The organism is Halomonas sp. HAL1 (assembly GCF_030544485.1).
Classification (GTDB): domain Bacteria; phylum Pseudomonadota; class Gammaproteobacteria; order Pseudomonadales; family Halomonadaceae; genus Vreelandella; species Vreelandella arctica.
Window position 1 is genome coordinate 2966745 of the sequence record NZ_CP130610.1, and the last position, 14587, is coordinate 2981331.

14 protein-coding genes are annotated in these 14587 nt (G+C 55.3%); 4 read left to right on the forward strand and 10 right to left on the reverse strand.

Features of this window, described 5'->3' with window-relative positions:
* Positions 1-34: 34 nt before the first annotated feature.
* Positions 35-748: a DUF3581 family protein gene (locus Q3Y66_RS14005; protein WP_008958073.1), complete on the reverse strand. Its 714-nt coding sequence runs from the start codon at positions 746-748 to the stop codon at positions 35-37.
* 109 nt (positions 749-857) lie between these two features.
* Here Q3Y66_RS14005 and Q3Y66_RS14010 point away from each other — a divergent pair, with 109 nt between their 5' ends.
* Positions 858-3830, forward strand: coding sequence for a hypothetical protein (locus Q3Y66_RS14010; protein ID WP_008958074.1), 2973 nt, complete (start codon positions 858-860; stop codon positions 3828-3830).
* A gap of 16 nt (positions 3831-3846) precedes the next feature.
* Here Q3Y66_RS14010 and Q3Y66_RS14015 read toward each other — a convergent pair whose 3' ends face one another.
* Together Q3Y66_RS14015 and Q3Y66_RS14020 are read right to left on the reverse strand one after the other, a co-directional pair.
* Positions 3847-4563: a trimeric intracellular cation channel family protein gene (locus Q3Y66_RS14015; RefSeq protein WP_008958075.1), complete on the reverse strand. Its 717-nt coding sequence runs from the start codon at positions 4561-4563 to the stop codon at positions 3847-3849.
* 90 nt (positions 4564-4653) lie between these two features.
* Complete coding sequence (locus Q3Y66_RS14020; protein ID WP_008958076.1) at positions 4654-5085, reverse strand: DUF305 domain-containing protein; 432 nt, start codon at positions 5083-5085, stop codon at positions 4654-4656.
* Positions 5086-5206: 121 nt separating this feature from the next.
* Between Q3Y66_RS14020 and Q3Y66_RS14025 the strand changes: the two genes are divergently transcribed.
* Together Q3Y66_RS14025 and Q3Y66_RS14030 are read left to right on the forward strand one after the other, a co-directional pair.
* Positions 5207-5701: an NfeD family protein gene (locus tag Q3Y66_RS14025; protein ID WP_008958077.1), complete on the forward strand. Its 495-nt coding sequence runs from the start codon at positions 5207-5209 to the stop codon at positions 5699-5701.
* A gap of 2 nt (positions 5702-5703) precedes the next feature.
* A complete protein-coding gene (locus tag Q3Y66_RS14030) occupies positions 5704-6756 on the forward strand; it encodes an SPFH domain-containing protein (protein ID WP_008958078.1) in 1053 nt (350 codons plus the stop codon).
* A gap of 192 nt (positions 6757-6948) precedes the next feature.
* Here the strand turns inward: Q3Y66_RS14030 and Q3Y66_RS14035 are convergent, their stop codons facing one another.
* From Q3Y66_RS14035 to Q3Y66_RS14060, 7 genes are all read right to left on the reverse strand, one after another.
* Positions 6949-8271: a DUF2252 domain-containing protein gene (locus tag Q3Y66_RS14035; protein ID WP_008958079.1), complete on the reverse strand. Its 1323-nt coding sequence runs from the start codon at positions 8269-8271 to the stop codon at positions 6949-6951.
* Positions 8272-8394: 123 nt separating this feature from the next.
* Entirely contained in the window at positions 8395-9885 is a 1491-nt protein-coding gene (locus Q3Y66_RS14040) for a sodium:solute symporter (RefSeq protein WP_008958080.1), read from the reverse strand.
* Positions 9878-10105: a hypothetical protein gene (locus Q3Y66_RS14045; protein WP_008958081.1), complete on the reverse strand. Its 228-nt coding sequence runs from the start codon at positions 10103-10105 to the stop codon at positions 9878-9880. The genes Q3Y66_RS14040 and Q3Y66_RS14045 overlap by 8 nt, the downstream gene beginning before the upstream one ends.
* 80 nt (positions 10106-10185) lie before the next feature.
* Positions 10186-11601 carry an amidase gene (locus Q3Y66_RS14050; protein WP_008958082.1) on the reverse strand — a complete coding sequence of 472 codons (1416 nt, stop codon included), beginning with the start codon at positions 11599-11601 and terminating at the stop codon, positions 10186-10188.
* Positions 11602-11724: 123 nt separating this feature from the next.
* Positions 11725-11883 carry a LysR family transcriptional regulator gene (locus Q3Y66_RS20985; protein ID WP_368411718.1) on the reverse strand — a complete coding sequence of 53 codons (159 nt, stop codon included), beginning with the start codon at positions 11881-11883 and terminating at the stop codon, positions 11725-11727.
* Between the two features lie 209 nt (positions 11884-12092).
* A complete protein-coding gene (gene bluB, locus Q3Y66_RS14055; protein WP_008958084.1) occupies positions 12093-12794 on the reverse strand; it encodes a 5,6-dimethylbenzimidazole synthase in 702 nt (233 codons plus the stop codon).
* 59 nt (positions 12795-12853) lie between these two features.
* Positions 12854-13609 (reverse strand): NAD(P)H-dependent oxidoreductase, encoded by a 756-nt coding sequence (locus Q3Y66_RS14060; RefSeq protein ID WP_008958085.1) that lies wholly within the window; start codon positions 13607-13609, stop codon positions 12854-12856.
* 88 nt (positions 13610-13697) lie between these two features.
* Here Q3Y66_RS14060 and Q3Y66_RS14065 point away from each other — a divergent pair, with 88 nt between their 5' ends.
* Complete coding sequence (locus Q3Y66_RS14065; protein ID WP_008958086.1) at positions 13698-14570, forward strand: LysR family transcriptional regulator; 873 nt, start codon at positions 13698-13700, stop codon at positions 14568-14570.
* Positions 14571-14587 lie beyond the last annotated feature (17 nt).

The window sequence follows — 14587 nt, forward strand, 5'->3', positions numbered from 1 at the left end:
TTAGCCTCGCAAGAGGCTAAGCAAGCAGCAGCGTTTAAGCCGAGGCGGTTTCGTATGCAGCCTTGAGACGATAAAACTCTTCTACAATAGCGGCCATTTCATCGGCGTCGTAATCGCATAGGCCGCTCACGACAAGCTTCTTAGAGCCCACCCCCACCGCTTCACCAGCGGACTCGATCGAGAACTCCAAGCGGGCATCGGCACGCTTACCGTGAACCTCTAGCGAAGAGTGGTTCAGCGTCAATCCCGGCGAAAAACCATCTAAACGCTCAAGTGAAAAACCCATGCTATCGTAGATCACCAGCGGGCGTTTAGGGTTAAACATAACCCCATGTTGCTCCATTAAAGGTTTGAGATAGTGCGGAAAATTTTTACCTGAAAACGCCACATAACAGCGTGCAAACGCTTCCACCACAGCGGGATCGTGGGTAATGTCACCACTACGCACTACCTGTAAGTAACCTTTGCCGCTCTCATCACAGACATGAAGTGTACCGTCGTCTGCTTCGCTGAACTTTAGCGGTGTATCGGCGCCCACCATGTTGGTGAAGCGAAATTCCATTTGCCGCGACAACCCAAACTTTGTGAGCACCAATGCAAACAGCAGATCACCGGGCACACAAAAGCGGCGTGCATCCGGATTATGAATAGGGTTGTAGTCACCCGCCACGCCTTTGGCGAAGCGACTGGCCTGCTCTGCGGAGATCACCACATACTCTCCACGCTGCGTATAAAAATCCTTGAACATGGCGTTTGTTGCCTGCCTAGCGTTGAAATCGAAAACCCGTCACTGCCCAACGCCGCGCATAATGCCATAAAACACGCCCCAACAGGAGTTATCTGCTAGGGAAGCCACTATGTCAGACGTGAACACTCGTAAAAATCGCCTACCCCGACTGCTTTTCAGGGTGTTGATTGGCTTGCTATTTATCATCCTGATCTGGGTAGCGGGCAGCTATTGGCTGCTTAATAGTCAGTGGCTACCCAAACGCATTTCCCAATTTGAAGGCATCGACATCCGCTGGGAGCAAGGAGCCAGCCGACACCCTGGCCGCTGGGAAGTCGAGGGGCTGTATCTCGCACGTGAAGATGAAGCCTTACCCATCTCCATTGAGGCTGAACGCGCGACCCTTTCGCTCTCTTTGCTGGCCCTGCTACGCGGCGAGCTGCATATTAATGCCCTCGATGCTGAGGGCATTCGCCGCCTGACCGTCGGTGATATCGCGCTGGAAGCGGAAGGCCAGCTACACGTAGTAGAGACCACATTGAGTCGCGACACCCTAGCTATCCCTAATGTTTCGCTCGCCATTACTAATGGTCGTTTAGTTCGCCTGAGTGATCAAGCAACCCTAGTGCACGATATTGATCTTACCGCTGATGCGACACTCGACACGATAACCCCCGTCAACGCCACCAGTGGCCAACTTAACCCCAAACTGCTGGCGGCGCTTTCGGCACAGCTTCAGTTGAATGCCCAAGCGGATGCCTGGGATGTCTTTATGCCCTATTTAGACGCCCTGCCCTGGCTAACCCTGGAGGGGCGTGGCGCACTCACCGGCACACTTGAGCTAACCGCTGGTAAGTTACAGCCCGGTAGCGAATTAATGCTGGACGCGCCAGTGTTGCGCTTAGCGGTAGATGAGCAGCGTTTACGTGCTCCAAGCGACTCACCCCGCTGGCTAATCGCTGACAACCCACCACCACGTCACACCGCCACCGGTAAAGGCCAGGTTCGCTTGGCAGTTGAGAGCGATCAACTGCATTTTTCGACCCAGCTTGCCGATGTTGAGCTAGCTGAAATAGAACTGGCTGAAGTAGAACTGGACGAGCCGCACCCCTATGCAGAGCACGCTGAGCTTCGCCTGGCGACCCAAATTCCCAATCAACGCCTGGATCAGCTCGACCTTCCCACAGCGGCTACCTTGGCATTACAGGGCGATATCATCCGTTTGGACATGCTTGACCGTTATCTTACGGCGTATGCTGACGAACAGGGCATCCGCCTTTCTGGCCATGGCCAAATGGATGCCTCAGCCAGCATTCGCGAGTCGCGCCCATACGATGCTCAACTGAACATTCAAGCACCGGAACTGGCAGCCGATACGCTCGGCTTTATCGCCCAAGGCAGCGGTTCACTCAATGCCCGGTTAACGCCGCAAGAGATAATGGAAGCCACGCTCATCTTTAACGATGCCACGCTGCATCACCAAGAGCGCCTGCTACTTGACGACGCTGACATCAACATTATCGCCACAAGCCCTATTAATCCGCAAAAAGCGCCTGATGAAGCCACCGCCATGCTCAGCTGGCAAGCGGCTCGCCTGCCCGATGTTAGCGTGTTACAGAGCTATTTAGCGGCCATTTTACCCACCCCTGCACCTCTGCAGTTGCTTAGCGGCCAAGCCACGAGTCACGGCCAGCTCACTATGACGTCAGAGCAACTCAGCGGTGAGGTGCATTTAGCTGGAAACGGGCTAGCGACTCGCTGGCAGCACGGCGAACAGGCGGGCACGTTAACCAGTGATATGCAGCTATTCCTGCCACTCCAGCAAGTAGCGATGGATGGTTCAGAGTTGAACATCAGCGGCACCCGGCTGAGCTGGCAAGTGGCCGATATCGACCGACCTAGAGAGCGCCTAGAGAGCGTATTAGTGTTAACCGACGGACGTTTTCAGCGCCGCAATAGCGTGCCTAGTGGTCAGTTTGCACTTGAAGGTAGTGTGCAACGGCTAGGCTTTTTAAATGCGTTTCTGCCTGACGCCCATGGTTTGGCCATTGCTGGCGAAGGCCAGCTCTTTGCTCAGGGCGCCTTTCGCGATAACCGCCTGCTGGCACCGACTCGATTGCGGGTCAATGCCGACCAGTTAGAAGTCACTTTTTTAGACTATCTCACCACCGGACGCGGCGAACTCACCGCCCAGTTGGATAGCACCGAGCAGGCCCAGCTCACGCTTGGCATTCCCCGCTTTGACTTAAAGCGCCAAGACGATGACAGCCCACACATGCAGGGGCGCCACTTTGCCCTCACCACGCAAACCAAGCAGTTTAGCGAAGTGCTTGAATCGCCCCAACCCGAGCACTTCACCACGCGTATTGCGCTACCGTTTACCGAGGTGCCCGACTTCACCCGTTACAACCGCTACCTGCCAGAAGGGGCGGGCATCACCTTGCTTGATGGGCAAGCCAGCCTAGCCAGCGAATGGCTGCTGGAGGGCTTGAACGCCCAAGGAGAAATAACGCTGCGCGCCTTTGGTGCCGAGCTGGCGCTACTGGATCAGCGCCTACGTGGCGATATGCACTTGTATTTGCACCTAACCGACGGCGATCTGAATACACGCCGCTTTACTGCTAATGACTCTTTCCTACGCCTGGAAAACGTTAACCTTCAGAGTGAAAACGGTTCATCGGATGCGGGTTGGTGGGTGCAACTTTCCATGTTTGATGCGCAGTTAGCGTGGGAAGACCCTGTTCGACTAGCCAGCCAACTACGTTTGGAAATGCGCGATACGGGCTTGCTCGCCCGGCTATTTCTCGCCCGAGCAAGGGATAGCGACTGGTTAGGGCGACTGTTAAATGTTCACGATATCGAGGGCACTGCACAGCTAGAGATCAGCGGCGAGCAGATTAGCCTTAGCGACTTGACGCTCACCGGCGGCCCACTACTGCTGCTTTCGGATGTCGCTCTGGCAGACCGCAGTGCCAATGGCGCGCTCTATGCGCGCCTTGGCGTGCTTGGATTAGGGGTTGAACTTGAAGACAGCGAACCAACCTTGCGCTTTATTCAACCGCGCCGCTGGTTTGACCGCTGGCGGGAGGCGAATGGCAGGTAACACAAATAACCGTTGCCTAGCGTTTTTTGCGCTCACGACGAATCATCCTGACTCGTTCTTTAGCTTTTTGCGGCGTGGAGAGCGGCGCTGCCGTCTCATCATGGGTTTTCGGGGGCACCGTGACCCAGGCAAATACCGGCAACGCCAAATGCCAATGGATCGCCGCCAAACGTAGCCCTAATGTCACGCTTAATGAAGCGGCAATCGCTATAGTGAGCGGCACACTCAAAGCATGCAGTGCCACGTAAACGATCCCTCCCGCCATCGCAGCGGTGGCATAGATCTCTTCGCGCAATACCATGGGAATTCGTTGGGCCAGCACATCACGGATCATGCCGCCCGCCACGCCAGTCATCATGCCCATCAACACTGCCACCATGCCAGACGTGCCCAGCAGCAGTGCTTTATGGGCGCCAATAACGGTGAACAGCGCAAGGCCGAACGCATCAGCGATTGGCAAAAAGCCCCGCGACAGGCGGTGGATATAGTGAAAACCCATTACCGACACACCCACGGTGGCTAAAATCACCCACAGGTAGGTCGGGTCTGTCACCCAGAACACTGGCCGAACGCCGAGCACTAAATCACGCAGCGTACCCCCGCCAATACCGGTCACCGCTGCCAACACCAGCATGCCGATCGGGTCCATGCGCGAACGGCACGCCAAAATCACGCCCGACAGCGCGAACACGATGACACCCGCCATATCCAGCCAGTAGACAACGCCCGACACGCCCTTCTCCTTTATTTTCACTGTTTATGAAGGCAGGCAGGATAGCACTCTCCTCGACATGATTGGCACAACTCAGTGGCGACATCACGTTTAGAGGCCTTGACGTTTCAACCACGCTTTCAAAAAAGCAATTTCACTCTCCTGAGCGGCAATAATTTCCTCGGCCAGTTGACGGATCTCGTCGTCTTCGCCGTGTTCCAGCACAATTTCCGCCATGGCGATGGCGCCTTCGTGGTGGGGGATCATGCCTTGCGCGAAGTCGACATCGGGATTTCCTGTGAACGCCATTGCCATGTCTTCATGCATACGCTCACTGGCAGCTTGGTAGGCGGCTACGGCAGTGTTGTCGCCGTGGGTATCAGCGGTGGCACTGTGCTCGCCGTGGCTGCCATGGTGTCCATGCTCTTGGGCATAGATAGACGGCGCGATCAGCACTCCAGCTACGACACATAGGCTTGCAGCCGTTTTCAAAGCGAAGAGTGGTCGGGATGTGGACAATGGGCTGTCGGCATAAATCGGCATAGCAATGCTCTTTTGGGCAATAGTAGTAATTAAAGTTTAAAACCTACAGGCAGCCCACAGGTCAAGACGTGCCAAGTGGGTTACCCTGTAAGCATCACCGATACATTGCATTGGAGAGCACATGGACTGGAATCCGGCTTACAGCTGGCTGGTACTCGCCCTACTATTAAGTTTGGCAGAGCTGACTTCTGGCGCGATGGTACTGCTTGCACTGGGTATTGCCGCAGCGCTAACGGCGGCCGTTACTGCGCTGGGGTTAACGCTCCCATGGCAACTGCTTAGCATGGCTATTTTTACCGGGGTACTGCTGCCGCTATGCATTATGGTCATTCGTCCTCGTTTCTCTCCCCGTGGCGTGGCTTACGGCACCACGGGCACGGGCGTCGAGAAAGGTAATCGCTACACCACCCTACGTCGAGATTTTGATGATGCCACGGGCATTAAAGTTAACGGCGATTTCTACCGTCTCCGCGTCGTTGAAAGCGGTGAAACCGAGCTACCCAGCGGTACGCTGGTCATATTTAAACGATTTGAAGGCACCACTGCGCTAGTCGCGTTACATCAGCCTGATGACATAGCCCCTCACGAAGACGATTCCCAACGCAAGGAGCCTTAACAATGGATTTACCTATTAGCCCAGGTTTATTAATAAGCCTTATTATTGTGGTGATCGCGGTACTGATCATTTCAAAAGGTCTGATCATTATTCGCCAATCGGAAGTCATGGTGGTAGAGCGCCTTGGTTCATTTCATCGCGTTTTAGAAAGCGGTATCAACATCATCATTCCGTTTATCGAACAACCTCGTGCGATCACCATGCTGCGTTATCGCAAAATGGGTGAGGATTATACCGCCATCACCACAGACGAAACCCGTATCGATCGCCGCGAAACGGTGATGGATTTCCCAGGCCAGCCGGTCGTTACCACCGATAACGTCACCGTGCGCATTAACGGCGCCCTTTACTATCAGATCATTGACCCAAAGCGGGCGGTCTATGAGGTAGAGAACATGAGCCAGGCCGTCGAGGTTCTGGCAAAAACCACGCTGCGCTCAGTGGTCGGTAAAATGGAGCTGGATAAGCTGTTTGAGTCTCGCGCAGAGGTGAACAACGAGATTCAGGCTGCCATGGAAGAGCCTGCTTCCAAGTGGGGGGTCAAAATCTCCCGTGTAGAAGTGCAGGATATTGCCATGCCGGAAGAGGTGGAAACCGCCATGCGTCTGCAGATGGCCGCGGAGCGTAAACGCCGTGCCACCGTTACCGAAGCAGAGGGTGAAAAATCAGCGGCAATTGCCATGGCCCAGGGCCAGCGTGAATCTTCGATTCTTAACGCTCAAGGCGATAAAGAGTCCGCTATTCTGCGCGCTCAGGGTGAGCAGGAATCCATCAAACTAGTGCTTAGCGCCATTGGCGATAGCGAAGAGAACAAGCGTACGGTGGTGGGCTACCTGCTCGGCCAAAGCTATATCAAGGTACTGCCCAACATGGCGAAGAATGGCGAGCGGGTATTCGTGCCTTATGAATCCTCTGCACTGCTTGGTTCGATGGGCATGTTCCGTGAAATGGCGGGATCACCTGAGGACACGGTGGCTAACCACCTCAAAAGCCGAAGCGGCAGTGACAGTGACTTCCGAAGTGGAATCGTCGGTGGTGCCGTCAGCGGCCACTAATAGCGCCATCAAGAAACCGCAGGAATTACCTTAAGCCGGGCCCCGCGGGTCCGGCTTTTTTGCTGCGACTCGCCGACGAAGCACTTTATCTGATCAAGCACAGCGGCCGTAACCGCTGTGTAGTATGGGCTGAATCGCATCACGCTCAGCAGTTCATGCTGGCCCCAGCAGGCATTTCCATCGGCCTGGCGACTAGGGTGAATCGGTCGCCAGAAAGTGATCAATAAACACTGCGTAGTCCTGCTCAGTGCAGTCGGCGTAAGCGACTGCCAGTGTTGATACTACCTCCACGAACTGTGCTTCCCGCCCTTTTAACCGCTGACCTACCGCCTTAGCAAAGCGTGTCGCGTCACCTCGATTAAGCGCCTGGGCACCGCGCAGGTGTTCACGGGCAAGAATTTCCCCCCACTGCTGCGCCAGCTTTTTATACGACTTACCACCAGAGAGCTTATGGGTCGGCATGTCTTTCTTGAACGGCGAGCGCTCGCGAACCGAAAACACCTTGCCGTTCATGGTTAGCCAGCCAAGATAAGCATCCGGGTGCTCGGCAATGGCATGGAATGCCGCAGCATGGCGGATACCTTCATTGGGAAATAGCTTTCGCCATGCCTGCTGCTGTGGCTTGTCCATCAGCTGGAACGCTTCTGGCGACACCTGCTCTTTGATATCCAGAATGATATCGTCGTGCTCGTGCTCAACGCCTCCTTCAATCAATACGTAGTAGCGCTCCACGCCCAGCGAGCCGGTACCTGCATCCAGACGTCGAGCCGTATCTTTCACACGAAAATGGTGAGGGTCGCTCTCTTTAAAGGCGTGTTGCAGCGTTTGCTGGTACTCCTGCTCAATCAGTCGGCCTAGCTGGCTGGCGACATCCGCCGGTAGATTAGCGAGTTTACCGGGCCGTTCGGCAAATTGACGGCCTTTCTGATCATCAAGCGTCGTCCACTTTTCGAGCATCCGCGCACGGCTCTGTTTATCCGCCACCTTATTCATGAACGGCTTCAGCGGGCCCTTGGCGGTGTCGAGAGTTACGGCGTGAATGGGTTTACCATCGACATGATCCGCCAGCGTTTGGTAATAGCCCTCTATTAACTTTTTAAGGGCTTTATCAATCGCCTTGGCATCCAGCTCCGCGTTCTCGCGACCATCCAGTACCAAGCTGATAGCCAATCGCCAAACGTCGTACTGGTAATCGCCAATTAACGCATCGTCGAAGTCGTCCATACCATAGCGCACCTGATCATCATGATGCCCATAAGCGCCAAAGTTATAGGCGTGAGCATCGCCTTGCAGCCATGTTTGGGTTTCCGGCCAGCCGCCGAACAGGGCAAAGCGCCAATCATGCCAAACGTCTTGCCAGAAAAGATGATTGCTTCCCCGATAAAATCGGTAAGGCGACGCAGCCATTTTGGCGTACTTGGCTTGGCGCGTGGCCGTGGCCAATGTCTTGTTCGCCTGATGGGTTGCCTCAATCACTTGCTGAGGGCGGTTATGTCCAGTCAGTGCATGGCTCATTGCGTTGCCTTTGTTAGTGCATTCATTCGCTGTGTTTGCCCGGTGCGTAAAAAGCGCTCGGAGCATAAAAGCGGTTATCTGCAAGGGTAAGCGATGAACATGAATAGATTAAGTCAGCGTTTACTATCCACCCTTGCGCCCTAAGCGTGTTAACCCGCGTGGAGCTGCGATACGAAAGAAGCGCTCAACCACTTCTGCGTTGGTAGATGGCGTCATTAATGAGATCACAACAAATACCGGCAGATTGAGCATTAGCCCCCAAAAGCCTGCATGAATACCCATCGGGTGTGGCCAAAGGATAGTAAATGCTGTGGTAATCAAAAAGCCCACCACGATACCGGCCATCACGCCCAGGCGAGACGCTCGCGGCCAGAAGAACATCCCGATGAACGCAGGCATTACCTGGGAGGCAAAGCCCAGCCCCACCAACAGAATCATCACCAGGCTACCGGGTTCGGCAATTGCCAGTGGCGCTATCACCAAGAACATGATGGGTAGGATCAACAGTCGCGCCAACTTGCCGGTGACAGCGTCGGATAACTTCAACACGGGCTGAATCACATCCTTACTGAGCGACAACGACACCGAGTGAATAAAAGGTTCGCTGGAGGACATAGAGGCCGCCAGAGTGCCCGCTCCCAGCAACCCGACCAGTACGACAGGCAAATGCTGCATGGCGTATTCGAGTACCACAGTATCGGCGCGGGCGAGTTCAGGCAGCGAAAAAATGCCGATGAAGCCCACCACTACCATCGGCAAAATCACTACGTAATAAGTGGGCAGCCACGTCGCGCTACGACGAATGGTGCGCGCGGAGGAAGCGCTCATCCACTGCGTCCAGACGGGTGGCATGAACGAGAACATCGAAACGATGATCGAGGTCGTCCAGAAACTAAAGCTCATATCACCACCGGCGCCTGGCAAGGTGAGAAACTCGCTATGCTCGGTCTGAATACGTTCGAACACCCCAGCAAAACTCAACCCGCCAGTGGCGCTATGTACGGCCCACAGGCCGACGGCCCAGGCAACGATTAGCATCAGCACGCCTTGAAAGGCATTGGTGCGGCCAATCGCCCGCTGTCCGCTGACGTAGAGATACACGGCAATACAGGCCAACACCAGCACGACTCCCAGCCAAATCGGCATCAAGCCGCCGCTCATCACAAACAAAATATAGGCAGAGCCGATAGTTTGAAGCACCGCATAGGCAACAGAGCCGATCGCCATAACGAGTGCCGCCAGTGCCCCCAGTGCAGGACTCTGGTAACGGTCAGATATAGCGCTTGCTTGGGTTACGTGACCAAACTGCTCGCCGAATTGCCACACTTTCGGGCCGAAGTACCATGCGACCAACGCGAGATAGGCAAGGTAAATCGCTACATAAAATACCGCGACACCTTTGGAATAAGCCCAACCGGGCGCACCCATGAAGGTGTAAGCACTCACACTACCGGCGGCGATCAGCAGGTAGAGCGTTACCGGCCCCATGCTGCGACCCGCTACGCCCCACTCCTCCAGGCTGTTCATGGAGCGGCCTGCCTTGGCGCGCAGGCCAATCACCATCGCAATGGCCACATACGTCAGCGTTATCAGCAATGGCCAAGGGCTATTCATGGTCGTCTCGCTCCACAATCCGATTACCGATCAGCATGACCACCACGCAGGCAAAAATAACCAGATAGCTCCATACCACCATTAACGGGAGCCCCAACACTAGCGTTGCCTGGTTCACCAGGCCAATCACTGGCCAGGTTCCCGCCAGCACCAGTGCCACGAAAGCAATCAATAACCCCCACCCTGCCCGAGAGGTGGGCAGTACCAAAAAGCGTCGCATGAGCATTCCCTTCGTTATTAATGATTAAACGTATTCAGAGGCAGAGCCATGTAAAGACCGATGTTAACTGACAGTTGCCATTACGCTGGCAGCATCGGCCAGCGTAATGGCAACGCCAGGCGCGTCTCCAATTGATGAGCCAATTTCAGCACGAAATGATCGTCGAAACGTGGGCCAATCAACTGCACACCAATAGGCATGTTAGCGGCCAGGGCCGGTGACGTTGCTGGACTGCTGAATCCAGCGTTAAGCGAGATTGCAGGCTGCTCCCCCATGTTCCAGGGCACGGTGTAGGCAATATGCTCGAACGGTTGGCGCGGATCATTGCTGGGTGATGGCCACTCGGCAGGAAAGGCGATAGTGGGCGTTGAGGGTGAGATTACCGCATCGACCTTATCAAATACCGCTTCAGTAGCACGCCGCATGGCCATCGTCTGCTGAAACCCCTGCAACGCGGCTACGCCACTTAAACGTTCACCACCATCTGCCCAGGCCAAAATCGCAGGCAGCACTTTTTCGCGCTCCTCAGAGGAGAGCTTTAGCAGCTCTCCCCACTGACGAGCCTGCCAAAATTGATCCAGCCCATCCAGCATCTCTCGAGTCAACACTGGTGCTAACGGCACCAGCGTTGCACCTGCGGCTTCCAGTTGCTTTGCTGCCTGCTCGACATGACGGCGAATCTCGTCATCCAGCGGTAAGCCGCAGCCTGCCTCCATCATCACCCCTATGCGCAGGCCCTTCATCTCTAGCGATAAATCCAGCCAATCGATCTCTTCCGGCGGCAGGCGCATTGCATCGCGCCGATCCGTCCGGGCCAGCGCTGTCATCATTAGCGCGGCATCTTCTACACTGCGCGTCATGGGCCCTGCACAACGGCCCACATAATACGGGTCTATCGGTATACGACCCAGGGTCGGCTTAAATCCCACTACGCCGCACCACGCGGCGGGCAACCGTATCGAACCACCGATATCGGTACCTACGTGCAGCGGCCCAAACCCGGCAGCCGCCGCAGCGCCTGCGCCCGAGCTGGAACCGCCGGTATTACATGCCAGCTTCCAGGGATTACGAGTCAGGCCATGAAAGGACGATAGCCCTGATGACAGCATGCCAAAATCAGGGCAGGTGGTTTTCGCCACCACCAGCGCATGGTCTTCCGCAAGCCGCGCAGCCGGAGGCGCATCTTCTCGAACAACGGCCTGCTCCCCCAGCCCTGTCCCTCCAGGAACTGGCATTCCCTTGGTGGCAATCAGCTCTTTCAGGGTTATCGGCACTCCATCCAGTGCGCCGCCTGGCTCGCCTTTGGCCCAACGCCGGGTCGAGGCCTCCGCGGTTTCCAGCAGCGACTCGGGGCGATAGGTGTAAAGCGCGTTGATATGCGGTTCCCATTGATCAATATGGGAAATCAGTGTTTCAGCAACATCCAGAGGAGAAAATGCTTGAGTGCGGTAACCTTCGAGTAATTGAGTAGCGGTCAACTGGTGTAGTTCGGGCATCACATCACCTTTGCTGTTGTTATCATGTCGTCATTACCACTAATGTCAGCATGAACCCACTCAGTGCCTTCTGCTATTTCAATATTGACCACAGCGTGTCCACTTTTTGTGTGCACATTGCTTTCAAGACGACGCTTCCGTCATCGTTTGCAGGGCACTCGCCAGTAAATCAATCTGACGGCTGATTGCCGTGGGGGCGATATGTAACTGAGCTGCGGCTTGGCGCAAGGAGTGGCAATGGGCAACCGTATCGAAGTACCGCAGAGCCCGGCCGCTGATCATAACTACCTCGATCTCTCAGATGGCCAGTCCGCGACTACGCTGGTATTAGCGTTGTGGGTGTAAGGCCGTTGGAGGGTGATATCGCTTTGCATTCATGGCACTCAGTTTTTTTAGCACAAGCGAATACAGTAGCGATAAACGAAACGCCTCGCTAGAGGAAACGACTCAAACAGCTTTGTAGTGAAAACAACATGGTTTAAAGAGCGCTATTACTGTTCGCCCAACGCCTTTTCAAGCGGGCTGCCTGCCAAGGATTGCCCCCACTTATCCCCATGCACCAGTTCGCTCAATGGTAAGCGGGAGCGCCAGCCTTTGGCTTCAAGCTCCGGCTGATCTAAAAACTCGCTCACATAGCCAAGGCAGAGATACGCCAGAGGATAGACATGTTCAGGCAAATTCAACGCCGCGCTTAGCTGCTCTTGATCGAGAATACTCACCCAGCCAACGCCAATACCTTCTGCCCGCGCCGCTAGCCAAAGATTTTGCACTGCTAAGCAGGTACTAAACAGGTCGGTATCGACAATGCTATTGCGCCCCAGCACATGCGGGCCGCCCCGGCTTCGGTCACAGGTAATACAGAGATTGAGTGGGCTTTCCAGAATGCCTTGCAGTTTAAGGCTGCGGTAATGCTCCTTGCGCTCGCCTTCAAAGCGCTCGGCGGCCTTCCGGTTCTCCTGCTCGAACATCGCCAGCACGGTTTCCCTGACGTCACGACTTTCAATCACGATGAAATCCCAGGGCTGCATAAACCCTACTGACGGCGCATGGTGTGCAGCTTCTAAAAGACGGGCCAGCACATCAGGGGGAATCCGGTCGGGCAGAAATTGCGAGCGCACGTCGCGCCGTTCGTGTATGGCGCGGTAAAGCCCACGGCGCTCAGCATCGGTAAAACGGTGATTCGAGGTGGTCATGGCGCTTGTCGGACCTTTTGCTGATCTGATTTATAGACGAGTGAAGAGTCTACACGAGGTCAGCCCAGCCTCCATCGCAATGGCGTTGTTTGGCGTAATACGCCGTCCTCGTCCCAGTCATCCCACCCAGCAAATGGGATGGCCAGCTCATTCTCCAGACTCTTCAGCCGAAATATCCAGGCCGCTTTACAAGCCTCCAGGTGACCCGGGAGGTCAGCTTCCGCTTGATAACGAATACCGCCGCCCTGAATGCCGTAGTTCACCTGGGGCGCCAGTACGTCAAAGCCAACGTAGTACAGGGATGAATGAATCGGCCAAAGCCAGTGAACCATGTCGCCTGCACGACCAAAGGGCTGAAATGTCTTTTCAGGCGAGCCCGTGGTCACTGAAAGTATGGCCCTCTTGCCACGATAGTAGCCTTTATCGTAACGCATGCGACTCGTGTAGCGTCCTCCATACACCAGCACCCGATCAAACCAGCCTTTCAAAATGGCAGGCTGGGCGTGCCACCATAAGGGAAACTGGAAGATCACCAAGTCAGCCCACTCCAACCGCGCCAACTCCCGCTGGACGTCCTGCGGCAATGTGTTTTCTTCGTGGTGAGCCCGCTGCTCATTGAGGGGATAGAAGTAGTCCGATGCCACAGCGCTATGCGGATAGTGCCCAGCGCGCTCCACTGGATCAAACTGCTCAGCATAAAGATCATCCACTTCCACTGTGTGACCCTCGCCTATCAGCTGTGCTACCGCTTCATCTACTAGGCCGCCATTAAACGACTTGCATTCAGGATGAGCCAAGACGATCAATACATTCATACTGCGCTTCCCCTATCGATTGGTTCAACGACACACTAACCTGTTCATATATGTTCAAAAATTGGCTAAAAATGAGAACCAGGCTTGCATGAATGAACAACGGATAAGATGGGACGACCTAGAAATTGTGCTAGCGATTGCCGAGGCGGGTTCGCTATCCGGCGCCAGCCGAACGCTGCGGATCAGCCACGCCACTGTTTTCAGGCGCCTGAGCGAGATGGAGAGACGTCTGGGCGTTACTCTTTTTGAGCGCAGCCGTAACGGCTATACGCCGACCATGGCGGGCGACGATTTAACAGCGTCGGCCCGCCGCGTGCAGCATGAGATCAACGGCGCAGAGCGCCGAATCATCGGGCAGGATTTAACGCTTACCGGTAGCCTGCGAATCACCACGACCGACACACTTTTCACGGGCCTGCTCTCCCCGCTGCTGGCAAGCTTTCGACAAACCTATCCGGCTATCACGCTGGAAGTGGTCATCTCCAACCAGCTTCACAGTTTGACGCGACGTGAGGCCGATATCGCGATCCGTCCGACTCGAACACCACCCGAAACCCTAGTAGGTCGCAAGGCAGGCGATATCATCCTGGCAATGTATGGTCAAAAGGCATATTGGCGAAACACGCCGTTGCCATTGGATCCTGCATCCTTGGCAACAGCGAACTGGATAGGCCCGGATGTATACCTAGGCGATACAGCACTTGAACAGTGGATGGTGGGTAAAAACGCGGCCTACCGGCTGGATAGCATGCTGGGGATGCAATTGGCGGTACGCCACGGGGCGGGCATTGCGGTACTGCCTTGCTATCTTGGTGATGCCGATGAAGCGCTACTCAGGCTCAGCGAACCGATTGATGTGTTGACGACTCAGCTCTGGCTACTCACCCATCCAGATTTACGTCATGTGGCCAGAGTGCGCGCGTTTATGGAGGCGATCACTGAAGGGCTGCGCGGAGGGTAACCACAAGCTCTGGTGCC

Excerpts from the sequence above, each read along its gene's own strand:
- bluB (WP_008958084.1), bottom strand. The coding sequence starts at position 12,794 with ATGACCACCTCGAATCACCGTTTTACCGATGCTGAGCGCCGTGGGCTT.
- Q3Y66_RS14025 (WP_008958077.1), top strand. The coding sequence starts at position 5,207 with ATGGACTGGAATCCGGCTTACAGCTGGCTGGTACTCGCCCTACTATTA.
- Q3Y66_RS14030 (WP_008958078.1), top strand. The coding sequence starts at position 5,704 with ATGGATTTACCTATTAGCCCAGGTTTATTAATAAGCCTTATTATTGTG.
- Q3Y66_RS14065 (WP_008958086.1), top strand. The coding sequence starts at position 13,698 with ATGAATGAACAACGGATAAGATGGGACGACCTAGAAATTGTGCTAGCG.
- Q3Y66_RS14005 (WP_008958073.1), bottom strand. The coding sequence starts at position 748 with ATGTTCAAGGATTTTTATACGCAGCGTGGAGAGTATGTGGTGATCTCC.
- Q3Y66_RS20985 (WP_368411718.1), bottom strand. The coding sequence starts at position 11,883 with ATGATCAGCGGCCGGGCTCTGCGGTACTTCGATACGGTTGCCCATTGC.
- Q3Y66_RS14010 (WP_008958074.1), top strand. The coding sequence starts at position 858 with ATGTCAGACGTGAACACTCGTAAAAATCGCCTACCCCGACTGCTTTTC.
- Q3Y66_RS14060 (WP_008958085.1), bottom strand. The coding sequence starts at position 13,609 with ATGAATGTATTGATCGTCTTGGCTCATCCTGAATGCAAGTCGTTTAAT.
- Q3Y66_RS14040 (WP_008958080.1), bottom strand. The coding sequence starts at position 9,885 with ATGAATAGCCCTTGGCCATTGCTGATAACGCTGACGTATGTGGCCATT.
- Q3Y66_RS14050 (WP_008958082.1), bottom strand. The coding sequence starts at position 11,601 with ATGCCCGAACTACACCAGTTGACCGCTACTCAATTACTCGAAGGTTAC.
- Q3Y66_RS14020 (WP_008958076.1), bottom strand. The coding sequence starts at position 5,085 with ATGCCGATTTATGCCGACAGCCCATTGTCCACATCCCGACCACTCTTC.
- Q3Y66_RS14045 (WP_008958081.1), bottom strand. The coding sequence starts at position 10,105 with ATGCGACGCTTTTTGGTACTGCCCACCTCTCGGGCAGGGTGGGGGTTA.
- Q3Y66_RS14035 (WP_008958079.1), bottom strand. The coding sequence starts at position 8,271 with ATGAGCCATGCACTGACTGGACATAACCGCCCTCAGCAAGTGATTGAG.